This is a genomic window from Euryhalocaulis caribicus, from assembly GCF_000412185.1.
Taxonomy (GTDB): Bacteria; Pseudomonadota; Alphaproteobacteria; order Caulobacterales; family Maricaulaceae; genus Euryhalocaulis; species Euryhalocaulis caribicus.
The window spans coordinates 1-23146 of record NZ_ASJA01000022.1 but is presented as its reverse complement, the minus strand read 5'-3'; the positions used below and the strand labels follow the sequence as shown (position 1 = coordinate 23146).

Here is a 23146-nt window from a genome sequence, read left to right as displayed (position 1 = left end):
GCGATCAGCGCTTGCCGCCGGCTTCCGCCGTCAGGCGGGCGGCTTTCGCGCCTTCGGTCTCGCGCGGCGCGACAAAGCGGATATTGCGGGATTCCTCGATCCAGTCGTCCAGCAAGGCCTGCGCGCGGGGCGAGCCCGTGATGGCAAGATGCTGCTCGACCAGCGCCCGGCAATCGGCGAGCGCCGTCTCGTCCGGTTCGCTGATCGCCGCGGTGTCGGGGTTCAGCAGGCCCTCCAGCCGCCGCGCCGGGTCATAGACGAAGGCGCGTCCGCCGGTCATGCCAGCGGCGAAATTGTCCCCCACCGTGCCCAGGATCACCGCTTCCCCGCCGGTCATGTATTCGCAGCCATGCGCGCCGCAGCCCTCGACCACCGTGGTCGCCCCGGAATTACGCACGGCAAAGCGCGGCCCCGCCGCCCCTGCGGCGAACAGCCGGCCGGACGTCGCGCCATAAAGACAGGCATTGCCCATCAGCGCGGGCGAGCCCTTTTCCGGCGGCGCATAGGCCGGGCGGATATGGATATGCGCGCCCGACAGTCCCTTGCCGACATAGTCGTTCGCCTCGCCCGTCAGGTCGAGGGTCAGCCCCTTCGCCCCGAACGCGCCCAGCGATTGCCCGGCCGCCCCGGTCAGGGTGAGGGTCAGCGCATTGTCGTCCAGCCCTTCGGGTCCGAACTGGCGCACGATGCGCGATGATAGCGGCGCCCCGACCGTGCGGTGCCCCGTGCTGACGCGGCGCTCGATCCGCACCGGCTTGCCGGTCTCGAACAGCGGCGCGGCCTCGTCCATCAGATCGGCGTCCAGCGTCGGGTCCACCGGATTCGGCTTTCCGGGCGCGGGATTGGACCCGGCGATGCCCACGCCGTGCAGGATCGCGCCAAGGTCCAGATCGTCCAGATCCTCCGCCCCGCGCGCCGCCTGGTCCAGCAGGTCCGCGCGCCCGATAATCTCGCTCAGGGACCGCGCGCCCATCTCGGCCAGCTGCTCGCGCACGCTCTGCGCCAGGAACAGCATCAGATTGACAACATGGTCCGGCGCGCCGCCGAAATGCTTTCGCAGCGTCTCGTCCTGCGTGCACACGCCCACCGGACAGGTATTGGAATGGCACTGGCGCACCATCAGACAGCCCAGCGCCAGCAGCGAAACCGTGCCGACGCCAAACTCCTCCGCCCCCATCAGCGCGCCCATGATGATGTCGCGCCCGGTGCGCAGGCCGCCATCGGTGCGCAGGCGAACCCGCCCGCGCAGCCCGTTCATGGTCAGCATCTGGTGCGCCTCGGCCAGCCCCAGCTCCCACGGCGCGCCGGCGAACTTGATGGAGGTGAGGGGGGAGGCCCCGGTGCCGCCGACATTGCCGGAAATCAGGATCGTGTCCGCCTTGGCCTTGGCGACGCCCGCGGCAATCGTGCCCACCCCGGCCCGGCTGACCAGTTTCACGGTCACGCGCGCGTCCGGGTTGATCTGTTTCAGGTCATAGATGAGCTGCGCCAGGTCCTCGATGGAATAGACATCGTGGTGCGGCGGCGGGCTGATCAGCGTGGTGCCCGGCACGGCGTGGCGCAGACTGGCGATATAGGCGTTCACCTTGAAGCCGGGCAGCTGGCCGCCCTCGCCGGGCTTGGCACCCTGGGCGACCTTGATTTCGATCTCGCCGCACTGGTTCAGATATTCCGCCGTCACCCCGAACCGGCCGGACGCGATCTGCTTGATCGCCGAATTCTCGTTGGCGCCGTTCTCGTGCAGCGTATAGCGCGCCCGGTCCTCGCCGCCCTCGCCGGAGACAGACCGCGCGCCCAGCCGGTTCATGGCGATGTTCAGCGCGCCGTGCGCCTCGGGCGAAAGCGCGCCCAGCGACATGCCCGGCGTCAGGAAGCGTTTGACGATGTCCTCCGCCGGCTCGACCTCGTCCAGCGGCACAGGCTCGCCCAGCTTCTGGAATTTCAGCAGGTCGCGAAGCTGCACCGGCTCGCCGCCGGCCAGAATATCCTCGTATCGCCGGAACGCCTCGGCGTCATTGTTCCGCACCGCGGTCTGCAGCGCGCTGACGATCTCCGCGCTCAGCGCGTGGCGCTCCTCGCCGGATCGCACGGCATAGAAGCCGCCGGCGCGCGGCGGGGCGGGCGGCGCGATCCACCCCTCCCGGTTGGCGACGGTCTGCCGCCGCTCCAGGCCTTTCAGGCCGATGCCCGAAATCCGGCTCGGCACGCCGGGGAAGAACTCGTCCACCAGCGCCCGCGACAGGCCGATCGCCTCGAACAGCAGGCCGCCGCGATAGGAGGAAACGATTGATACCCCCATCCGCGCCATCACTTTCATGATGCCGCCTTCCAGCGCCGCCTTGTAGTTCAGCACCGCCGCCGACAAGGTCATGTCGCCCAGCTTTCCGGCGGCCTGCCGGTCGGCCAGCGCCTCGAACGCCAGATAGGGGCTGACGGTCGTCGCGCCGGCGCCGATCAGCACGGCCAGCGAATGCGGGTCCAGCACCTCCGCCGAGCGCACATTGAGTGAACAATAGGTCCGCATCCCCGACGCGGTCAGGTGAGTGTGCACCGCGCTGACCGCCAGCGCGCTGGGGATGGCGGCCTGCCCCGGTCCCTGGAATTCATCGGTCAGGAAGATGTGTTCGGCGCCTTCGCGCACCGCGCGTTCGGCCGCCTCGCGGATGCGGTCCAGCGCGCCCTTCAGGCGCAGGCCGGTCGCCTCGCCCGGCTCCGCGCCGAACGTGCAGTCGATCTCCACCGCCGCGTCGCCCAGCAGGCGGCGCATCCGCTCATACATGCCGTTGGTCAGGACCGGGCTTTCCAGCGTGTAGACGTCTGTCTGGGTGGAATCCTCGGCCAGGATATTGCCGAGATTCTTGAACCGGGTTTTCAGGCTCATCACCCGGTCTTCGCGCAGATAATCAATCGGCGGATTGGTGACCTGGCTGAAATTCTGCCGGAAGAAATGCGATAACGGCCGCGGCCGGTCGGAGAGCACGGCCAGCGGGCTGTCATCGCCCATGGAGCCGATGGCCTCCTTCCCCGTCTCGATCATCGGCTGCAGGACCTTTTCCAGATCCTCCCGGCTGACGCCCGCGGCGCGCTGGCGGCGGTGCAGTTCCGTCTCGCCATACAGGCGCGGCTCGGATCCGGGGCCGATCTTCGGGTCCAGCTCCGCGACATTCTTCAGCCAGTCACGGAACGGCCAGGCCCGCGCCAGCCGCGCGTCCGTCTCATTCTCGCGATAGAAGCGCCCGTTCTCCAGGTTCACCGAAATCGCTCGGCCCGGCCCCAGCGCACCGCGCTCGGCGATCCGCGATTCCTCCAGCCCGAACATCCCGGCCTCGGACCCGGCCAGAACCAGCCCGTCATGCGTGGCGGCCCAGCGCAACGGGCGCAGCCCGTTGCGGTCCAGCCCCGCCACCGCCCAGCGCCCGTCACAGGCGGCAATCGCCGCCGGCCCGTCCCACGGCTCCATCACCGCGTTGCAATAGGCGTAGAGCGCGCGCGTATCCTCCGGCATCAGCCCGGCCCGCTTGGACCAGGCCTCGGGGATCAGCAGGGCCTTGGCCATCGGCGCGGTCCGCCCGGCGCGCACCACCAGCTCGAACGCCTGGTCGAGGGAGGCGGAGTCGGAGCTTCCGGGCTGGATCACCGGCTTCACGTCTTCGCAGGATGCGCCGAAGGCCCGGCTCGCCATGCGGATCTCGTGGCTGCGCATCCAGTTGACGTTGGCCTTCAGCGTATTGATCTCGCCATTATGGGCCAGCATGCGGAAGGGCTGGGCCAGCTTCCATTCCGGGAAGGTATTGGTCGAGAAACGCTGGTGCAGAATGGCGAAGTCGGACTTCCAGTCCTCGTCCTGCAAATCCAGATAGAATTCCGCGATCCGTTCGGACCGGAACATCCCCTTATAGATCACGTCCCGCCGCGACAGGGAGCAGACATAAAGCTCCGGGATATTGGCGTTCAGCGCCCGCCGCTCGATCCGCCGCCGGACCAGGTACAGTTCGCGCTCCACGCTGCGTCCGTCGCGCCCGGCCGGGTCGTGAAACAGGATCTGCTCGATATTCGGGCGCACCGCCTCGGCGTGCTCGCCCAGAATGGAGATATCCACCGGCACGGCGCGCCAGCCGAACAGGAAGAACCCGGCGCGCACCATTTCCGATTCCACGATGGTCCGCGCCGCTTCCTGCGATTCCAGATTGCGGCGCGGCAGGAAGATCATCCCCACGCCCACCTCCGCGCCGTCCGCGTCATGGCCGGTGCGGGCGGCGTTGCGGCGGAAGATGTCCTGGTCGATGGCGATGCGGATCCCGGCGCCGTCGCCCGACTCCTCGTCCGCGGCCACGGCGCCGCGATGGGCGACCGCTTTCAGGCCGTGAATGGCAAGATCGACAATCTCTCGCCGCGGCGTGCGGTCGGTAGCGGTGATCAGGCCGACGCCACAGGCGTCATGCTCGTCCGCCGGGTCATAGAGTCCCCGCGACGCCAGGTCTTGTTTCAGAAGCGACCGGGCGTGAAAATCGGCGGCGGGGCCGCCGCTCACGCGGCGACCTCGATCATGTCTTCCAGATGCCGAGCAATCGATTCGCTGGCGGTCAGCGCGTCCTTCAGCGCCCACACCACCAGGGACGGCCCGCGCACCAGATCGCCCGCGGCGAACACGCCCGGAACGGTGGTTTCCAGCGTTTTCGGATCGGCGTGCACGCAGCCGCGCGCATTGATGCGCAGCGTCTCTTCGCCGCCCAGCGCGCCCGCGTCTTCCGGCGAAAAGCCCAGCGCCTCGATTACCATGTCGGCGTTCATCACGCGTTCGGGATCGCCGCTCGGCACAGGGCGTCGTCGTCCGCCTTCCGCTTCGCCCAATGCCATCGGCTGCACGCTGATCTCGCAGCCGTTCAGACGGGCCGGGGCGGAGAGCCACTCGAAGACTACCCCTTCGCCTTCGGCGTATCCGACCTCGCGCGCCGATCCGGGCATATTCTCCCGGTCGCGCCGGTACAGACACGTCACGCTCTCCGCGCCCTGACGCACGGCGGTGCGGACGCAATCCATCGCCGTGTCTCCGCCGCCCACCACGACCACGCGCTTGCCGCGCGCGTCCAGCGCCCCGGATTCGAAATCCGGAACCGCGTCCCCCAACCCCTTGCGATTGGATGCGGTGAGATATTCAAGCGCCGGGATCGTGGCGGATTCCTCGCATCCCGGCGTGTCCAGACGCCGCGCGGCATAGGCCCCGAAGGCCAGCAGAACAGCGTCGTGTTCTTCGCGCAGATCGGCCAGCGCGCCGTCTCGCCCCAGCGACCAGTTATAGCGGAATGTCACGCCGCCTTCGGCCAGGGCGCGGGCGCGGCGTTCGGGAATCGCCTTGTCCAGCTTGAAGTTCGGAATGCCATAGATCATCAGGCCCCCGGCGCGGTCATACCGGTCATAGACGGTGACCGCGTATCCCTGCCGGCGCAGCTTCTCCGCCGCCGCCATGCCCGCCGGCCCGGCCCCGACAATCCCGACAGACTGGCCGCGCTCGGCGGCGGGACGGACCGGTTCGACCCAGCCCTCGCGGACCGCGGTATCGGTCAGCCAGCGTTCCACCGCGCCAATTGTCACGGTGCCGAACCCGGCCTTCTCGACCACGCAATTGCCTTCGCACAACCGGTCCTGCGGGCAGACCCGGCCGCACACTTCCGGCATCGGGTTGGTGGAGACCGAAACCTCATAGGCTTCCTGCGTCCGCCCCTCGGCGGCCAGTTGCAGCCAGTCCGGGATGTGATTGCCCAGCGGGCAGTGCGCCTGACAGAACGGAATCCCGCATTGCGAGCAGCGAGAGGCCTGTTCGGCGGCCTTTTCGATAATGAAGTCCTGGTGGATTTCCCCGAAATCGGATGTGCGCGAGCTTGCGTCCCGCACATCGGGCGGCCCGTAATCGATTTCCGAGAATTTCAGCAGCCGCGACCCCATCGCTCTCCTTCCGCCTGGATCGAAACCTTAACAGAATTTCGCAGGTGCACAAATCAGGTCTGTTTTGCGTTTGTGGAAAACAGCGAAAAATCTTGTTCAGGTGCGGCAATCTGTGCCGGTCTTACGCAACAGGATTTCGAAACCGCACATTGCGCTGCAACAAGAATTGCCCTTACGATCCCCGGCGGGAAGAGACTCGCAAGAAGACGGGACGGGGCATGTTTGAAATTATGATGGGCGCGGCGGCGCCGGCGGCCGGGGCGGTTCAGCCCTATGTCGACAACACGATGCTGCTGCTGGTCAGCGCCATGGTCGTGATGTTCATGGCGGCGGGATTTTGCTGCCTTGAGGGCGGATTGGTCCGCCAGAAGAACGTCGCGGCGATCTGCCTGAAGAATATCTCGCTCTTCTCTCTGGCGTGTATCGCCTATTATCTCGTCGGCTACCGCCTGATGTATGACGGCGTCGATGGCGGTTTTATCGGCACGCTCGGCGTCTGGTCGCCGGGGCCGATGGATGAGGCCAATGGCGACATGGCCGCCTCCGCCGACTGGATATTCCAGACCGTGTTCGTCGCCACCGCCGCCTCTGTGGTGTCCGGCACGCTGGCCGAGCGGATCAAGCTCTGGCCCTTCCTGTTCTTCGTCCTGATTCTCACCGCCATCATCTATCCGATTACCGGCGCGTGGAAATGGGGCGAGGGCTGGCTGGCCGTTCGCGGGTTCCAGGATTTCGCCGGCTCCACGCTGGTCCATTCGGTGGGCGGCTGGTCGGCGCTGACCGGCGCGATCATTCTGGGTCCGCGCCTCGGAAAATATCTGGATGACGGCCGCGTGCGGCCTTTCCCCGGCTCCAACCTGCCCTTCGCGACGCTGGGCGTTTTCATCCTCTGGCTGGGCTGGTTCGGCTTCAATGGCGGTTCGCAACTGGCCGCCGGCACGATCTCCGACGCCAATGCGGTCGCCAGGATTTTCGCCAATACGAATATCGCCGCCTGCGCGGGCGTTCTCACCGCCATGGCGATCAGCCAGCTTCACTATGGCAAGGTCGATCTGACGCTGGCGCTGAACGGCGCGATCGGCGGTCTGGTCTCCATCACTGCCGAGCCTTTGGCTCCGGCGCTGTGGCAATCGATGATTGTCGGCGGGGTGGGCGGTGTTCTGGTGGTCTATGCGGTGCCGCTGCTGGACAGGCTGAAGATTGACGATGTGGTCGGCGCCATACCGGCGCATCTGGTCTGCGGGATCTGGGGCACGCTGGTCGTCGCCTGGACGGGGATGAGCGCGGAAACCGGCTTCTTCACGCTGCTCGGCAGCCAGCTTCTGGGCGTCGTCTCGATTGGCGCGTTTGTCATTGCGTCGACTCTGGGCGTCTGGTTCGCCATTGACCGCACGGTCGGCCTTCGTGTCAGCGCGGAAGACGAACAGACCGGCCTCGACCAGACGGAGCTCGGGATAGAGGCCTATCCTGATTTCCTGGCGCGCGGCTGATTTTCAATGCCTTTTCCAACAGAAATGGCGGCATCCGGAGATATTCCGGGCGCCGCTTTTTTGCGCGCGCTGCACGGGCATGAAAATTCCTGCATTCATCATATTGCATAAATATACATAAACATGCATAAGCCGCCGCTATGACGATTGCGGCGGCGATATTCGGGGCCTCGGGCTATGCCGGGGCGGAGCTTTTGCGGCTTCTGGGCGGGCATCCGTCCATCAGGCCCTGCGCGCTGTTCGCTCACAGCCGCGCCGGGGTGGCGCTGGCCGAAGACAGCCCGCAATTCGACGGGGCTGATAACGGGGCCGCCCTGGAGTCATTCGAAGGCGATCTGAAGGGCGCGGAGCTGGTTTTTCTGGCGCTTCCGCACGGTGAATCGCAGAAAATCGCGCCGGAACTGGCGCAAAAAGGCGTGAAAATCGTCGATCTCGGCGCCGATTTCCGCTTTTCCGACGCTGGAACCTACGAAAACTGGTATGGAAAACCCCATGACGCGCCGGCCTTCCTGAGCCGGTTTGTTTACGGACTGCCGGAAAAAACGCTGAAATCATTGCGAAATCGGACCTTGTCGCCGCGCCCGGCTGCTATCCGACGGCCGCGATCCTGTCGCTCATGCCGCTGATTCAGGCCGGTCTGGTGGACGCAAACCGTATCGTGGTGAACGCCGCTTCGGGCGTATCCGGGGCGGGCCGGGCGGCCAATGCGGCCAATATGTTCTGCGAAATCGACGGCTCCATGCGCGCCTATGGCCTCGTAAACCACCGCCACACGGGCGAAATCGAGGCGCTGCTGGACGCGCAAGTGCTGTTTACGCCCTCACTCGCGCCCATGAGCCGGGGAATTCTGAGTGTCGCGACGGCCCCCGCAACATCAAAAGCGGCCGCAACGGATGCGCTGGAATGCCTCGAAGCGGCCTATTCGGGCGCGCCCTTCGTTACGGTTTCGGAGCGGTCTCCGGCCACGAAATGGACGTTGGGGACCAACCGCGCGCACCTGACAGCGCGTTACGACGCCCGGACGGGCAGCGTTCTGGCCATTGCCGCCCTCGACAACCTCGTGAAAGGGGCCGCGGGTCAGGCGATTCAATGCGCAAATCTGATGTTCGGCCTTGATGAAACGGCCGGTCTTGAAATGACGGGAGTAACCCCATGAGCGTGACTTACGCCCAGGGATTCATGGCGGCGGGGCTGCATTGCGGGGTAAAACGCAAGCGTCCTGACCTCGCCATTATCGCAACGGAGGACGGAAAACCCGTCCCCACGGCGGCGGTTTTCACCAAAAACCGCTTTGCCGCGGCCCCCGTTCAGGTCAGCCGCGACCATCTTCAGGCCTCCAATGGCCTCGCCGCGGGCGTCATCGTGAACTCCGGAAACGCCAATGCGGGCACGGGCGAACCCGGAATCCGCGACGCCAGGGCCATGTCCAAGGCCGCCGCGGCGGCGCTGGGCTGCACGCCGGAGGAAATGCTGGTCTGTTCCACCGGCGTTATCGGCAAGACTTTGCCTATCGACGCGATCCTTTCGGGCGTCGGAAAGCTGGCGCCGGAGAGCGGAAAAGCCGCCAATGCCGCCGCGGCGAAGGCCATCCTGACCACCGATACGGTCACCAAGCAGGCGAAATTCGACGGCGAGGGCTTCTCTGTCGGCGCAATCGCCAAGGGTTCGGGCATGTTGCGGCCGGATATGGCCACCATGCTGGCCTTCATCACCACCGATGCGGACGTCTCGCCGGAGGTTTTGAGCCGGGTTCTGCGCGCTGCGGTGGATGACACCTTCAACACGCTGACCGTGGACGGCGCAATGTCGACCAATGACACGGTCATCCTGATGGCGTCGGGACGGCGGGAAGCCCCGTCGGAGGCTGATCTTGAGGCCGGAATCCGCGCGGTGTGCGAAGATCTGGCGCTGCAAATGGCCCGGGACGCGGAGGGCCGGACCAAGATCGTGCGGGTCAATGTCACCGGCGCGGCCAGCGATTCAGAGGCCCGGCAGGTCGCCCGCTCCATCGCGGAGAACCAGCTTATCAAGTGTTCCTGGCACGGAAGCGACCCCTATTGGGGCCGGATTCTCTGCGAAGCCGGGGCCGGTGAGGCGCAATTCGACCCCGACAAGGCGCGTCTCAGCTATGGCGGCGTCGAAATCGCCGCCGCCGGCGTGGAAATCGATCACGATTCCAAGGCTGTCGCGAAGCATATGGCGGGCGAGGAGATCGAAATCCTGCTGGACCTGGCGCTGGGCGCCGGCGCAGGGCGGATCGTCACGGTCGATCTGGGGCCGGGATACCTGAAAGAAAACGCGCAAACGTCATGAGCCAGTCCGCCGAAAACACCGCAAAAGTCCTGATCGAGGCGCTGCCCTATATCCGGCGTTTCGATCAGTCGCTGATCGTCATCAAGCTGGGCGGCGCGGCGATGGAGGACGAGACCCTGTTCGCCCATTTCGCCGCGGACGTGATGCTGCTGCGCTCCATCGGGATGCGCCCGGTCATCGTGCATGGCGGCGGTCCGCAGATCAGCGCGTTTGGCGAAAAGCTGGGCCTGAAGCCGGAATTCAAGGATGGGCTGCGCGTCACCGATGCGGATACGCTGTCCGCCGCGCGCATGGTTTTGGGCAATATAAACAAGGACATCGTGGCCGCGATCAATCGCCGCGCGCCGGTGGCCGTGGGCCTGTCGGGCGAGGATGGCGGCTTGATCACCGCCGCGCCGGGCGATGCGGATCTGGGTCTTGTCGGCTCGGTTGCGCGGGTGCGGCCGGACCTGATCCAGCTCCTCACCAGCCAGCGCATGATCCCGGTGGTCACCGTGATCGGCCGCGACCTGACGGGGGAGGCCTACAACATCAACGCCGACGCCGGCGCGGCGGCGCTGGCCGCCAAGCTGGGCGCGAAGAAGGCGATTTTCCTGACCTCCACGCCCGGCCTTCTGGCCGATCTGGAGGACCCCGAAAGCACGGTCAGCGAACTGTCGCTGGGCGAGCTTCAGGGCGTTCTGGACAGCGATCAGGCATTGGGCGGGATGCGCCCCAAGCTGGAAGCCTGTCTGGCGGCGGTCTCCGGCGGGGTGCCGCGGGCGCATATTATTGACGGGCGTATTCCGCACGCCCTGCTGATCGAACTTCTGACCGACAAGGGCGTCGGCACCATGGTGGCCGGGGAGTATGTGATCGATGAAGCCTGATCTTCTGCAGATTTCCGACCTCAGCCACGAGGCGCTGACCCGGATTCTGGACCTCTCCGAAGAGGCCAATCCGCCGCGCGTTCTGGAGGGGCAGGGGGTGGCCCTGGTCTTCCAGAAGCCCAGCGCCCGGACCCGCAATTCCATGGAAATGGCGGTGGTTCAGCTGGGCGGCCACCCGGTGACGATCCGGGACGAGGATGTGGGCCTCGGCAAGCGCGAAACGCCGGAAGACGCGGCGCGGACGCTGGCCTGTTACCACGCCTGCATCGCCGCCCGGGTGTTCGAGCACGAGCTGCTGGAATCCATGGCGGAGGCGGTGGATGCGCCGGTCATCAATATGCTGTCGCAGGATTCCCACCCCCTGCAGGCGCTGGCCGATATCCTGACCATGCGGCAGGCCATCGGGGACCTGAAAGGCGCGAAAATCGCCTATGTCGGCGACGTGAATAACGTCTCCCGCTCGCTGGCCGAGGCGGCTGCCATGCTGGATATGCGCATGACCGTCGCAGCCCCGGAATCGGTGCATATGGCGGCGGGCGAGCTGGACCGGCTGAACGCGCTGGGCGGGGAAATATCCCAGACCGCAGACGCGGAAGCGGCGGTGAAGGACGCGCAATTCGTCTATACCGATGTCTGGACCTCCATGGGCGACAGCGACCCGGAAGGCGCGCGGGCGGCAATGTTCGCGCCCTATCAGGTCAATGCGGACCTGATGGGCCTTGCGCCGGATGCGAGCTTCCTGCACTGCCTGCCGGCCTATCGCGGGGCGGAAGTGACGTCAGAGGTGATCGACGGCCCGGCGTCTCTGGTCTGGAAACAGGCGGAGAACCGGATGCATACCGCCCGCGGAGCCTTGAGCTGGATCTTCCTGGGAGCGCTTTGAGATTATGGCGGGTGAACAGAAAATCGGCGCGGCGCGGCGACGAAGGATCGTGGGCGACTTCATCCGGAATGGCGACGCGGTCAGCCAGGAAGCCATCGTGAACCATCTGGCCGATCGCGGAATCGCGGTGACGCAGGCCACGGTTTCCCGGGATCTGGACGCCATCGGCGCCATCAAGGTGCGGATCGGCGGACGGCAGGGATACGCCCTGACCGAGGATGTCGGCGGCGCGCCGGACCTGACGGAAGAGCGGCTTCAGGAGCTGTTTTCCGAATGGATACTGGCCGCGGAATCGGCGGGGCATCTGGTGGTCATCCGCACCCCGCCGGGGTCAGCCCACATGATCGGCGACGCGCTGGACCGCGTCAGCTGGGACTCGGTCGCCGGCACGGTGGCCGGTGACGACACCATCATGGTCATCGCCCGCGACGGCCATCCCGTGAAAGACCTTCTGGCGCGCGTGAAATCGCTCGCTGCACTCGATTAGGACAGGAAAGACAAGGCTCATGGCTTCGAAGATCGTACTCGCCTATTCCGGCGGCCTCGACACCTCGGTCGCGGTCCCGTGGCTGAAGGAACACCAGGACGCGGACATCGTCTGCGCCGCGGTGGATGTGGGGCAGGACGCCCCGTGGGAGCAGATGGAGGAGCGCGCCATGCGCGCCGGCGCGTCAGAGCTGCGCGTGATCGACGCCAAGGCCGAGTTTGCCCGTGATTACTGCTTTCCGGCCCTGAAAGCCGGGGCGCTGTACGAGGATCGCTATCCGCTGATTTCCGCCCTGTCGCGGCCCCTGATCGCCCAGAAGCTGGTGCAGGTCGCCCGCGAAACCGGGGCGGACGCGCTGGCCCATGGCTGCACCGGCAAGGGCAATGACCAGGTGCGGTTCGAGGTGTCGATGCGGGCGCTGGCGCCGGATCTGGAAATTGTCGCCCCGGTCCGCCACTGGGGCATGAACCGGGCCGATTGCCTGGTCTATGCGCAGGAGCGCGGAATCCTCGTCTCCGCCACGCGGGAACGGCCCTATTCCATCGACGACAATCTCTGGGGCCGGGCCATCGAGTGCGGCGAGATGGAGGACACCTGGGCTGCGCCGCCGGACGATATCTGGGAGATGACCCAGCGCACGGCGGAGGGCCGGGAAGAGCTGATCATCGCGTTCGAGGAAGGCGTTCCGGTCTCCATCGACGGCAAGGCGATGACCCCGCATGAGCTTGTGCTGGCGCTGAATGCGCGGGTCGGCCCGTACGGCTGGGGCCGGATCGACATGGTCGAGAACCGGCGCGTCGGCATCAAGTCCCGCGAATGTTATGAAGCGCCGGGCGCCATGGCGCTTTATGCCGCGCGGCGGGAGCTGGAAAGCCTGTGCCTGGAGCGGGATCTGGAGCGGTTCCGCCGGGAAGTCGCCCACCGCTATGCCAATCTGATCTATGACGGCTTGTGGTTCTCCCCGCTTCGGGAGTCGCTGGACGCCTTTGTCGCCACGGCGGACAAGACGGTTTCGGGCGAGGTGCGGCTGCGGCTGGAGCCGGGCAGCCTGATCTCCACCGGCCGCCGTTCCGATCAGTCGCTGTATGACAGCGGGCTGGCGACCTATGACGAGGGCGATCTGTTCCGGCACGAGGATTCCGCCGGGTTCGTGCGGCTGTGGGGCCTCTCCGCGCAGGTCTGGTCGCAGAAACAGGGACCGGCGTCCCGGGAGAAATAATCATGAGCACGCTCTGGTCCGGCCGCTTCGATTCCGGCCCCGCGGAAGCGCTGTGGGAATACAGCGAAAGCCTGTCCTATGACCGGCGGCTGGCGGGCGACGACATCGCCGGCTCTCGCGCGCATGTGAAGGGTCTGAAGCGGGCCGGATTGCTGTCGGGCGAAGATGCTGACGCCATTCTTGCGGCGCTGGATCAGGCGTGGAGCGAGATCAAGGCCGGCCAGTTCGACTTCGACCGCGGCGATGAGGATATCCATTCCGCCATCGAGCGCCGGGTGACCGAGATCGCCGGGGATGCCGGCGCGCGCCTGCATACCGGGCGCAGCCGCAATGACCAGATCGCCACCGATCTGCGCCTGTTCCTGAAGCGGGAACTGGCCGGGACGGCGCGGCGGGTTCTGGCGCTGCAGGAGGTCTTGCTGGCACGGGCGGAGGGCGAGGAAGAAACGCCGCTGCCGGGTCTGACGCATTTGCAGGCGGCGCAGACGGTCTCGCTGGCCCATCACCTGATGGCGCACGCCTGGGGCCTGTCGCGGGACTTCGAGCGGCTGATGGAAGCGCGGGACCGCGCCGATGTTTCGCCGCTGGGCGCGGGCGCGCTGGGCGGATCGGCGCTGCCGCTGGATCCGGAATTCACGGGCGGCGAGCTTGGCTTTGCGGGCGTGTTCGACAACTCGCTGGATGCGGTTTCGGACCGGGATTTCGTGGCCGATGCGCTGCATGCGCTGGCCATGGTCGGGGTGCGGCTGTCCAAGATGGGGGAGGAGGTGATCCTCTGGGCCTCGGACGGGTTCCGCTATGTCAGCCTGCATGACGAATGGTCGACCGGGTCCTCCATGCTGCCGCAGAAAAAGAACCCGGACATTGCGGAGCTGGCGCGCGGCAAGGCCGGGCGGATCATTGGCGCGCTGGCCGGTTTCCTGACCACGCTGAAAGGCCTGCCGCTGGCCTATAACCGTGACCTGCAGGAGGACAAGGAGCCGGTCTTCGACGCCCTCGATCAGGTCAATCGCGGTCTTCTGGCGATGGGCGGCCTCTATGACACGCTGACCTTCAACCGCGAGCGGATGAGCGAGGCGGCGTCCAGCGAATACCTGCTGGCCATCGATATCGCCGACGTTCTGGTCAATGACGGCACGCCCTTCCGCAAGGCGCACGAGAAGGTCGGCGCGCTGGTGCGCAAGGCGATGGAGAGCGGCGAGTCGCTGGTGGCGCTGGCCGAAAGCGATCTGGGGATCGTGCTTGAGGTGACGCCCTCCTCGGGCGCGGCCTCTCTGGCCCGCCGGGCGACGCGCGGCGGCGCAGGACCCGAAGCGGTCAGGGCGCAGGCCGCAAGGCTGACGGCGCGTCTGGCCGATCAGCGCGCGGCCTTGCCTGACTGAGCGCTGGAAACACTTCGCGGCGTTCCGGGTTTAGCTGGCTGCAGCAAGCAGTCAGGATTGTCGCATGGCCGAAGAGAGACTTCCCCAGTTCGTGGCGTATCTGGATGAGCCGGAAGAAGCGCTGGACCCGGACGAATATCACGACGCCATTGAGCTGGGTGACGGGGTCTATCTGTTCCGGTCAGACCAGACGCTTTCCAAGCTCTATCACGCGATAAAGCATCATGCCCGGCCCAAAGGCCTGTTTGTCGGCAAGCTGGACGGCGAGCCGAAATTCAAGGGCATGGCGGCCGGCGCTTTGAAATGGGTGCGGCGGGACCGTTAGGCCCCGCCTTGCTTTTTGTTGTCCTGCGCGACTTTCGGGGCGCCTGGCTCCTCCCGGTCCACGCCCTTCGGCAGCCTGTCGGAAATCCAGCGGAAGACGACATAGAAGACCGGGGTGAAAAGCAGACCGAAGACCGTCACGCCAATCATCCCGGAGAACACGGCGATGCCGATGGCCTGACGCATTTCCGCGCCCGGTCCGCTGGCGGTCGCCAGCGGCAACACCCCGAAGATGAAAGCGAAGGATGTCATCAGGATCGGCCGCAGGCGCACGCGCGCCGCATCGACGGCCGCCTCCGCGGGCGTCAGGCCGCGCTCTTCCTCGGCCTGTTTGGCGAATTCCACGATCAGGATGGCGTTCTTGGCCGCCAGCGCGATCAGCACAACCAGCCCCACCTGCACCAGGATATTGTTATCCAGCCCGGCCAGCCCGACGCCCACCATCGCGGCCAGCAGACACATCGGCACGATCAGGATCACCGCCATGGGCAGGGTGAAGGCCTCATAGTTCGCGGCCAGCACCAGGAAGACGAACACCACCGCCATCATGAAGACGAAGGCGGCCGAGCCGCTGGCCTGTTTCTGCTGATAGGCCAGCGTCGTCCATTCATAGGTGAAGCCGGGCGGCAGGACCTCCGCCGCCATTTTCTCCATGGCGGCCAGCGCCTCGCCCGATGAGACTCCGGGCGCGGCCTGTCCCTGCAATTCCACGGCGGGGAACAGGTTGTAGCGCACGACCCGGGTGGGGCCTGAGCGGTTCTCGATTTGCGCGATGGCGTCCAGCGGCACCATTTCGCCATTGGCGGCGCGCACTTTCAGGCTGGCAATGTCCGAGACATCATCGCGGAACGGCGCGTCGGCCTGCGCCACCACGCGGAAGGTGCGGCCCAGGAAGTTGAAATCATTGATGTAGCGGGAGCCGAGATAGACGCCCAGCGTGTTGTAGACCTCTGACGGCTGCACGCCCTGACGCAATGCCTGCGTGCGGTCGACATTGACCCGCACGCGCGGCGTGGAGGTGTTGAACAGGCTAAAGACCTGCGTCACCGCCGGGTTCTGCGAAGCCGCGCCCATCATGGCGCCGGAGGCCTGTTGCAATGCAGGATAGCCCTGATCCTGGGTGTCCTGGATCATCATGGTGAAGCCGCTGCCATTGCCCAGGCCCTGAACGGCGGGCGGGGCGATGATGAAGACATTGCTCTCCGAAATCGCGCCGCCGAGCTGGCCGCTGAGACTCTGGGACAGCGCTGCGGCGCTGAGTCCGTCATGGCCTTCGCGTTCGCTGTGCTCGGTCAGGCGAATGAACATCGTGCCGGCGTTGGAGGCGAAGGAGAAGCTGGACCCGTCCAGCCCGGCGAAGGCGGCGACATCGTCCACGCCTTCCTGCTCGATCACCATTTCCCGGGCGCGGAGCATGATCTCGTTGGTGCGTTCCAGCGATGAGCCGGGCGGCAGCTGAACCACGCCGATCAGGAAGCCCTGATCCTGTTCCGGGATGAAGCCCGTGGGCGTGGAGTTCAGGCGCCAGCCCGTCAGCGCCAGGAGGCCGGCATAGACGACCAGCATCAGCAGCGTCATGCGGACCAGCCGCGCGGTCAGGCGGCCGTAATTTTCGGACAGCCAGTCAAAGCCCTGATTGAACTTGTCCGCGCCATAGCGCAGCGGTTTCAGGAAGGCCGGGCCGGTATTGCGGTCCTCTTTCTTCTTGTGGGGCTTCAGGAAGAAGGCGGCCAGCGCCGGCGAAAGCGTCAGCGATACGATCAGCGAAATCACGCTGGCCGCGGCGATGGCGACGGCGAACTGACGATAGAAGATGCCGGGGATGCCGGGCGTGAAGGCGGTCGGTACGAACACCGAAATCAGCACCAGCCCGATGGCGATCAGCGCGCCGGAAACCTCCTCCATGGATCGTCTGGCGGCGGTTCGTGGATTATAGCCCTCGCGTATGTTCCGCTCGACATTCTCCACCACCACGATGGCGTCGTCGACCACGATGCCGACAGCCAGAACCAGCGCGAACAGCGACAGGGAGTTGATCGAGAATCCGAGCGCCAGCTGCACGGCGAACACGCCGATGATGGAGACCGGAATGGCGACCAGTGGAATGATCGCCGCGCGCCAGGTCTGGAGGAAAACCAGAACCACGATCGCGACGATGGCCACGGCCTCCAGCAGGGTATGCTGGACGGCCTCCACCGAGGCGGCGACAAATTCAGTCGGGTTGTAGGGGATCAGGTAGCGGATGCCCTGCGGGAAGTTCTCCTTGGCCGATTCCATCTCCGTCAGCACGCGGTCGGCGGTGCCCAGCGCATTCGCGCCCGGCTGCTGGATGATGGCGAGCGCGATGCCGCGCTGCCCGTCGAAATAGCCGCGGACTCCGTAATCCTGCGATCCCAGCTCCACGCGCGCGACATCGCCCAGACGGGTGATCTGGCCGTCATCGCCGCGCTTGATCACGATATCGGCGAATTCTTCGGGATCGGCGAGGCGGCCCTGGACCTGCACGCCGATCTGGAAGGCGGCCGGGTCATTATCGAAGGGCGGTCCGCCGACCGAACCGGCGGCGGCCTGTACGTTCTGGGCAGCCAGCGCATTGGTGATGTCGGAGGCGTTCAGATTGCGCGCGGCGGCCTTTTCCGGGTCGATCCAGACGCGCATGGCGTAATTGCCGCCGCCGAAAACCTGAACGGCACCCACGCCTTCCAGCCGCAACAGACGGTCGCGGAGCTGGGAGTTGGCGTAGTTGCCTATGTAGTCGGTATCCAGAGACTCATCGTCGGAGACCAGCGCCACGATCATCAGGAAGCCGGTGGACTGTTTCTCCACCACGACGCCGGTCTGGCGCACGATTTCAGGCAGCCGCGGCTCGGCGCGGTTCACGCGGTTCTGGACCAGCACCTGCGCCGCATCCAGATCGGTTCCCGGCTCGAACGTCACGGTGATGGAGACAGCCCCGTCGGACGTGGAAGAGGACTGCATGTAGATCATGCCCTCCACGCCGTTGATTTCCTGCTCCAGAGGGGCGGCCACCTGCAGGGCCGCGTCTTCGGCGGAAGCGCCCGGATAGGCGGCCTGAACGGCCACGGTCGGCGGCGCGATTTCCGGATATTGCGACAGCGCAAGGCGCGGATAGGCGAAGATGCCGATCAGCGTGATGAAGACGGAGATCACCAGCGCGAAAATCGGCCGGTCGATAAAGAATTTGGACATTCCCATGGGGCGTCCCTTCGCGGGCGAGAGGATTCTTGAGGCTTACTCGACGGGGATGGCGGCCGCGGCCGGCGATCCGCCGCCTTGCGCCGGATCCCCCGGCATGGCGGTTTCGGCCGTACGGCTGATCTCGCCGTCCGTGGGCGTCACCGGCGCGCCGGGCATGGCGCGCTGCAGGCCGTTGATGACCACGCGATCATTCGCCGAAAGCCCCGACTTGATCACGCGAAGATCACCGCTGAGCGGGCCAAGCTCGACGGCGCGGGCCTCGACCTTGTTCTCCTCGCCCACGACATAGACCAGCCGCCGCGTCGCATCGGAGAGGATGGCGGTCTGCGGCACCAGGATAGCGTCATAGGGGGCGGTGCCCTGCATGCGGCCATCGCCATAAAGGCCGGGGCGCAGGAAGCCGTCGGCATTGGGGATTTCGGCTTTCAGGCGGATCGTGCCGGTCGAGGAATCGACGCTGTTATCGGCGAAGGTGACATTGCCTTCCCAGCGGAATTCATTGTCGCCCTGCAAACGGATTTCCACCTCCGCGCCCTCGACCGAGCGGTTCTGCCGCTGGTAGTTCAGCAGCGCGGACTCGGAGACGTCGAACACGAAATGGATCGGGTCGATGGAAACGATGGTGGTCAGCGTATCGGTTCCCGCGCTGACCAGATTGCCCGGATCGACTCGGCGGTCGGAGATGCGGCCCGAAATCGGCGCGGTAATCTTCGTGAAATCGAGATTCAGCTGCTGCGAACGCAGATTGGCCTGCGCGGCGGAGAGATTGGCGTCGGCCTGTTGCGCGGCGGCGCGGGCGTTTTCCAGATCCTGTTCGGACACCGCTTCGGCGGCGCGCAGCTCATCGGCCCGGGTCAGGGCCTGACGCGCCTGTTCCAGCGTCGCACGGGCGCGGTTCACTTCGCCGCGGGCGGACTCGACGGCCGCCTGATAAGGGCGCTGATCGATGGTGAACAGCAAATCGCCCTTTTCCACATGCTGGCCGTCCTGGAAATGGACCTCTTCCAGATAACCGTTCACGCGGGCGCGGATATTGACGCTTTCGGGGGATTCAAAGCGGCCGGCATAGGCGTCCCAGTCAACAACGCGCTCCACCAGCGGCGTGGCGGTGCTGACCTCGGGCGCGCCGGGGCCTTGCTGGGCGTTTTCGGAAGCGCCGTCGCCACATGCGGCAAGCAAGGCGGCGGACAGGCCCAGTACGGCAAATTTCATAAGGGGGCGCAACATAAATGGATCTCGCAAAAATAAACCCGCGCCCCCATGCTGGAATAAACCAGATTGAGTGGCGCGGCCAAACCGGCTGAGGGGGAAATTGTATGTTGCAGGTGCTTTGTCAACGCTCGTTGACAAAACTTTCTCAATCGCCCACCTCATCGGCGTGAACGAGAAACCGGAAACCCGCGTCCGTTGTGCGAGAACCACGCGAGACGCCATCCTGAACGCCGCCCGCGAGCAGTTCAGCCGGGATTCCTACGAGAATGTGGGCTTGCGCGACATCGCCGGGGCGGCCGGCGTGGATGCGGCGCTGGTCTGCCGATATTTCGGGTCCAAGGCGGAACTGTTCGGCGAAGTGCTGACAAGTTCAGGCGATCCGGGAGAGCTGTTCCAGGAAGACCGGGCCGGGTTTGGCGAGCGCGTCGCGACCATGCTGATCGACGAACCCCGCAATGACCGGAAAATGGAGGGCGTGCTGATCATGCTGCGTTCGGCGGCGTCGCCGGACGCTGCGGAACTGGTCAGGAACTCCATCGCCAAACGTTTCCACGAACCTTTCGCCGAATGGCTCGGCGGGCCGGACGCCGCGGTGCGCGCGCGGCTGATCGGCGGCATAATTCTGGGCATGTCGGTAAGCCGCGCCATGACGGACGGATATGGTCTGGACGATGCGGGTCGCGCCCGGTTGAAAGAGCGTCTGGCCGTGATGCTGCAGGCCTGCGTCTGAGCCGGGGTCCAAAACCCGGTTTACATCATATAACGATATCTTTATATCTTAATACGCGCCGATTTGATGTTCAGCTTGCGGGCGCGGAATAAGTGCGGCTAAAGCGAGACGGGTAACAAGACCGTTTGCGTATCTGCGTCTGCAAGTTTCCCGATTTTTCGCTCATCGGCGTCCGCGCTCCTTCCGCGAGAAGCGTTAGAGAGCGAAGCTGATGGCCTTCCAGGAAAACTGTTTAGCCGAGACTCCGGACGATCCCGTCTGGGAGCCGGCGTTTGAGGCGCGAGACCTGAACGCCAGCGTGCGTCTTGGCGGCCGCATGGTGGAAATTTCCGGTCATGTTTGCGGTCCCGCCGGGGCGCCCGTGGTGGTCGCGATGGGCGGCATTTCCGCACATCGCTTCGCCGCGGATCATGACGGCGCGAAAGGCTGGTGGCGGGATCAGGCCGGGCCGGGGCGGGCGGTCGATACGGATCGCGTCCGCCTGCTGACTTTCGATTATCCGGGCGAGGCGGTGTCGCCCTTTCCTTCAACACATGATCAGGCGCGCGCCGTTCTGGCGCTGCTGGATGAGCTGGCGGCGGACCGCGCGCGGGTAATCGGCGCATCCTATGGCGGCATGGTCGCGCTGGCGCTGGCCGGGCTGGCCCCGGCGCGGATCGAATCCGCGCTGGTTATCAGCGCGGCGGACCGGTCGCCGGCCATGGCGAAGGCCTGGCGCTCCATCCAGCGGGAAACGGTGGCGCTGGGCCTGAGGCTGGGCGATGGCGCGGCGGGGCTGGATCTGGCCCGGCGCCTGGCCATGACGACCTACCGCACGCCGGACGAGTTCGAATCCCGCTTTGGGAGGGAGGGCGCGGAGTGCGTGGAGTCGTATCTGGCCGCACGCGGGTCGGCCTATGCGGATACCGTGTCGCCGGAACGCTTTCTGGCCCTGTCGCAATCGCTGGACGCCCACCGGGTGGAGGTTTGCGGGCTGGTCTGCCCCGTCACCTATGTGGCGGTGCGCGAGGACCGGCTGGCGCCCCCGGAACAGATCCGCGCCGCCGCGCGCGCCACGCCCCGCGGGGCCTATCACGAATTCAGCTCGCTCTACGGCCATGACGCCTTCCTGAAGGAAGCGGCGGCCATCTCTTTCTGTATCGAAACCTTCCTGACCACGGAGACAGCCTAGATGACGACGCAATGGAAACCCGACACGCATGCCGCCGCGCATGGCATCGGCAAGGACCCTACATTCCGGTCCGTCTCGCCGCCGCTCTACCTGTCGGCCAATTACGCCTGGCCCTCGGCGCATGAGAAACCGGCGCTGGATTACAGCCGCACAAACAATCCCAGCCGGAACAATCTGGAGGCGGCGCTGTGCGAACTGGAAGGCGCGGCGCGATGTATCGTGACGTCTTCGGGCATGTCCGCGGTCAATCTGCTGCTCTGCCTGCTGGAGCCGGGGGACCGGGTGCTGGCCCCGCATGACTGTTATGGCGGCACATACCGCCTGCTGAACTCGCGGGTAGAGCAGGGCTGGTTCGAAGTCGACTTTGTCGACCAGAATGACGAGCAGGCGTATCAGGCCGCGCTGGCCCGCAAGCCGAAAATCGTCTTCATCGAAACGCCCAGCAATCCGCTGCTGCGTCTGGTGGATGTCCGGAAGGCCGCCGCGGAAGCGAAAGCGGTGGGCGCGATTGTCGCCGCCGACAACACCTTCCTCTCGCCGGCGCGCCAGCAACCGCTGAACCTTGGCTGCGATGTGGTGTTTCACTCCACGACCAAGTTCATCAATGGCCACAGCGATGTGGTCGGCGGGGCGGTGCTGACCGCCGATGAGACGCTGGGCGAAAGCCTGGCCTGGTGGGCCAATAATATCGGCGCAACGGGCGCGCCGTTCGACAGCTTCCTTACATTGCGCGGCCTGCGCACGCTGTTCGCCCGCATCGACCGGCAGGAAGCCACGGCCCAGACCATCGCCCGCACGCTGTCGGACGATCCGCGGATTTCCCGCATCCATTATCCGGGTCTGGAAACCCATCCCGGCTACGAGATCGCGCAACGTCAACAGAGCGGGCCGGGTTCGCTGATGAGTTTCGAACTGTCGCCGGATCTGGATGTCGGCGCCTTCATTCAGGCGCTGGAGCTGTTCACGCTGGCGCCGTCGCTGGGCGGGTTCGAGAGCCTGATCTGCCTGCCCGCCGCGATGGTGCATGGCGGGATGTCCGCCGAAGCGCGCGCGACGGCCGGTCTAGGCGACACGCTGGTCCGGGTTTCGGTCGGGCTGGAGCATCCGGAAGACCTGTTGAACGATCTTCACGCGGCGCTGGCGCAGGTGGAGCGCAAGGCGGCCTAGAGTTCGTCCTGAAGGTCGGAAAAGCGCGCCGCTTCCTCCTGCAGCCAGTCTGTAAAGCGGCGCGCGGTTTCCGAAAGCCGGTCCGTGGCGCGGGAGACGAGGAAATAGGCCGTGGGCGCGGCCATGTCGCCGTCCGGGAAGAGCGGCGTCAGCGCGCCGGAGCGCATCTCGGCCTCGGCCAGCGTGCGGCGGGCCAGCGCCACGCCGCCGTTCGCGGCGGCCAGCGCCAGCGCCGGGCCCGCGCCCGAAACGCGGTCGCCGCTCTGCGAATCCACGGCATAGGCGCCGCGCGAGGCCAGCCATCCGCGCCAGCCGGGGCTGCGTTCGCCCTCCGGGGAAACGTCGTGGATCAGGATGGCCCGGTCGAGGCCCGCCGCGTCCTGGATGTCCGCGGCCGCCGCGCTGCTGGCGAGCGGGGTCAGCGTCTCGCCCATCAGGCGCTGTGCGCGGAATCCGGGCGGCGGTTCGGCGGCGTAGAGAATGGCGATATCAGCGGCCCCGTCCTCCAGCGCCTGCGCCGGGTTGTCCGTGGTCAGGGTGAGGGTCAGCGGGCCGTGCCGGCTGCGGAACCGGGGCAGGCGCGCGGCCAGCCAGCGTTCGCTGAAATCGGCCGGGGCGGCGAGATTGAGCGCCGCGCCGGAGGGCGGGGAGCGCATGGCCGTGCTGGCCTCTCCCATCAGCTCCATCGCCCGGCTCAAGCGCTCCAGACCCGCCGCGCCGGTATCGGTCAGGCGCAG

Annotated in this window: 18 protein-coding genes; 13 read left to right on the top strand and 5 right to left on the bottom strand. The window is 66.1% G+C overall.

Translation table 11 applies throughout. From position 1 onward, the window contains the following. Positions 1-4: 4 nt before the first annotated feature. Positions 5-4531: a glutamate synthase large subunit gene (gene gltB, locus L338_RS14560; protein ID WP_022699134.1), complete on the bottom strand. Its 4527-nt coding sequence runs from the start codon at positions 4529-4531 to the stop codon at positions 5-7. Next, a complete protein-coding gene (locus tag L338_RS14555; RefSeq protein ID WP_022699133.1) occupies positions 4528-5943 on the bottom strand; it encodes an NAD(P)-dependent oxidoreductase in 1416 nt (471 codons plus the stop codon). The genes gltB and L338_RS14555 overlap by 4 nt, the downstream gene beginning before the upstream one ends. Before the next feature lie 218 nt (positions 5944-6161). Between L338_RS14555 and amt the strand changes: the two genes are divergently transcribed. From amt to L338_RS14510, 10 genes are all read left to right on the top strand, one after another. Continuing rightward, a complete protein-coding gene (gene amt, locus L338_RS14550; RefSeq protein WP_022699132.1) occupies positions 6162-7433 on the top strand; it encodes an ammonium transporter in 1272 nt (423 codons plus the stop codon). A 140-nt stretch (positions 7434-7573) separates the two neighbouring features. Further along, complete coding sequence (locus tag L338_RS16750; RefSeq protein WP_051122812.1) at positions 7574-8059, top strand: hypothetical protein; 486 nt, start codon at positions 7574-7576, stop codon at positions 8057-8059. Next, a complete protein-coding gene (locus L338_RS16745; RefSeq protein ID WP_051122811.1) occupies positions 8050-8589 on the top strand; it encodes an Asd/ArgC dimerization domain-containing protein in 540 nt (179 codons plus the stop codon). Before L338_RS16750 ends, L338_RS16745 begins: the two co-directional genes overlap by 10 nt. Continuing rightward, on the top strand, positions 8586-9746 hold the full coding sequence (gene argJ, locus L338_RS14540) for a bifunctional glutamate N-acetyltransferase/amino-acid acetyltransferase ArgJ (RefSeq protein ID WP_022699131.1): 1161 nt from the start codon (positions 8586-8588) through the stop codon (positions 9744-9746). Before L338_RS16745 ends, argJ begins: the two co-directional genes overlap by 4 nt. Then, the gene (gene argB, locus L338_RS14535) at positions 9743-10615 is read left to right on the top strand and encodes an acetylglutamate kinase (protein ID WP_022699130.1); all 873 of its coding nucleotides are present in this window, start codon (positions 9743-9745) and stop codon (positions 10613-10615) included. The genes argJ and argB overlap by 4 nt, the downstream gene beginning before the upstream one ends. Next, entirely contained in the window at positions 10605-11498 is an 894-nt protein-coding gene (gene argF, locus L338_RS14530) for an ornithine carbamoyltransferase (protein WP_022699129.1), read from the top strand. The genes argB and argF overlap by 11 nt, the downstream gene beginning before the upstream one ends. A gap of 4 nt (positions 11499-11502) precedes the next feature. Further along, a complete protein-coding gene (gene argR / locus L338_RS14525; RefSeq protein ID WP_022699128.1) occupies positions 11503-11985 on the top strand; it encodes an arginine repressor in 483 nt (160 codons plus the stop codon). Positions 11986-12004: 19 nt separating this feature from the next. Continuing rightward, positions 12005-13204: an argininosuccinate synthase gene (locus L338_RS14520; protein ID WP_022699127.1), complete on the top strand. Its 1200-nt coding sequence runs from the start codon at positions 12005-12007 to the stop codon at positions 13202-13204. 2 nt (positions 13205-13206) lie between these two features. Continuing rightward, the gene (argH, locus tag L338_RS14515; RefSeq protein WP_022699126.1) at positions 13207-14586 is read left to right on the top strand and encodes an argininosuccinate lyase; all 1380 of its coding nucleotides are present in this window, start codon (positions 13207-13209) and stop codon (positions 14584-14586) included. Between the two features lie 64 nt (positions 14587-14650). After that, complete coding sequence (locus tag L338_RS14510; protein ID WP_022699125.1) at positions 14651-14911, top strand: hypothetical protein; 261 nt, start codon at positions 14651-14653, stop codon at positions 14909-14911. Here L338_RS14510 and L338_RS14505 read toward each other — a convergent pair. Both L338_RS14505 and L338_RS14500 read right to left on the bottom strand, forming a co-directional pair. Continuing rightward, positions 14908-18126, bottom strand: coding sequence for an efflux RND transporter permease subunit (locus L338_RS14505; RefSeq protein WP_022699124.1), 3219 nt, complete (start codon positions 18124-18126; stop codon positions 14908-14910). The two genes, L338_RS14510 and L338_RS14505, sit on opposite strands and share 4 nt — an antisense overlap. A 36-nt stretch (positions 18127-18162) precedes the next feature. Then, a complete protein-coding gene (locus L338_RS14500; protein ID WP_081639659.1) occupies positions 18163-19341 on the bottom strand; it encodes an efflux RND transporter periplasmic adaptor subunit in 1179 nt (392 codons plus the stop codon). 118 nt (positions 19342-19459) lie between these two features. On the opposite strand from L338_RS14500, the gene L338_RS18145 reads away from it, so the two are divergent. The 3 genes from L338_RS18145 to metB all read left to right on the top strand — a co-directional run bounded on the left by L338_RS18145 (position 19460) and on the right by metB (position 22409). Beyond that, a complete protein-coding gene (locus L338_RS18145) occupies positions 19460-20071 on the top strand; it encodes a TetR/AcrR family transcriptional regulator (protein ID WP_022699122.1) in 612 nt (203 codons plus the stop codon). A gap of 211 nt (positions 20072-20282) precedes the next feature. Next, positions 20283-21242, top strand: a complete 960-nt coding sequence (gene metX / locus L338_RS14490; RefSeq protein ID WP_022699121.1) for a homoserine O-succinyltransferase MetX — start codon at positions 20283-20285, stop codon at positions 21240-21242. Beyond that, a complete protein-coding gene (gene metB / locus L338_RS14485; protein ID WP_022699120.1) occupies positions 21243-22409 on the top strand; it encodes a cystathionine gamma-synthase in 1167 nt (388 codons plus the stop codon). Here metB and L338_RS14480 read toward each other — a convergent pair. After that, the coding region (locus L338_RS14480) for a LysR substrate-binding domain-containing protein (protein ID WP_022699119.1) at positions 22406-23146 on the bottom strand (741 nt) is incomplete at its 5' end. The genes metB and L338_RS14480 overlap by 4 nt on opposite strands.

Bases quoted from the DNA above. Each gene is read 5' to 3' on its own strand.
- L338_RS14555 (WP_022699133.1), bottom strand. From the start codon at position 5,943: ATGGGGTCGCGGCTGCTGAAATTCTCGGAAATCGATTACGGGCCGCCC.
- metX (WP_022699121.1), top strand. From the start codon at position 20,283: ATGGCCTTCCAGGAAAACTGTTTAGCCGAGACTCCGGACGATCCCGTC.
- amt (WP_022699132.1), top strand. From the start codon at position 6,162: ATGTTTGAAATTATGATGGGCGCGGCGGCGCCGGCGGCCGGGGCGGTT.
- argR (WP_022699128.1), top strand. From the start codon at position 11,503: ATGGCGGGTGAACAGAAAATCGGCGCGGCGCGGCGACGAAGGATCGTG.
- L338_RS14500 (WP_081639659.1), bottom strand. From the start codon at position 19,341: ATGAAATTTGCCGTACTGGGCCTGTCCGCCGCCTTGCTTGCCGCATGT.
- L338_RS16750 (WP_051122812.1), top strand. From the start codon at position 7,574: ATGACGATTGCGGCGGCGATATTCGGGGCCTCGGGCTATGCCGGGGCG.
- L338_RS14520 (WP_022699127.1), top strand. From the start codon at position 12,005: ATGGCTTCGAAGATCGTACTCGCCTATTCCGGCGGCCTCGACACCTCG.
- argH (WP_022699126.1), top strand. From the start codon at position 13,207: ATGAGCACGCTCTGGTCCGGCCGCTTCGATTCCGGCCCCGCGGAAGCG.
- argJ (WP_022699131.1), top strand. From the start codon at position 8,586: ATGAGCGTGACTTACGCCCAGGGATTCATGGCGGCGGGGCTGCATTGC.
- metB (WP_022699120.1), top strand. From the start codon at position 21,243: ATGACGACGCAATGGAAACCCGACACGCATGCCGCCGCGCATGGCATC.
- L338_RS16745 (WP_051122811.1), top strand. From the start codon at position 8,050: ATGCCGCTGATTCAGGCCGGTCTGGTGGACGCAAACCGTATCGTGGTG.
- argB (WP_022699130.1), top strand. From the start codon at position 9,743: ATGAGCCAGTCCGCCGAAAACACCGCAAAAGTCCTGATCGAGGCGCTG.
- argF (WP_022699129.1), top strand. From the start codon at position 10,605: ATGAAGCCTGATCTTCTGCAGATTTCCGACCTCAGCCACGAGGCGCTG.
- L338_RS14510 (WP_022699125.1), top strand. From the start codon at position 14,651: ATGGCCGAAGAGAGACTTCCCCAGTTCGTGGCGTATCTGGATGAGCCG.
- L338_RS14505 (WP_022699124.1), bottom strand. From the start codon at position 18,126: ATGGGAATGTCCAAATTCTTTATCGACCGGCCGATTTTCGCGCTGGTG.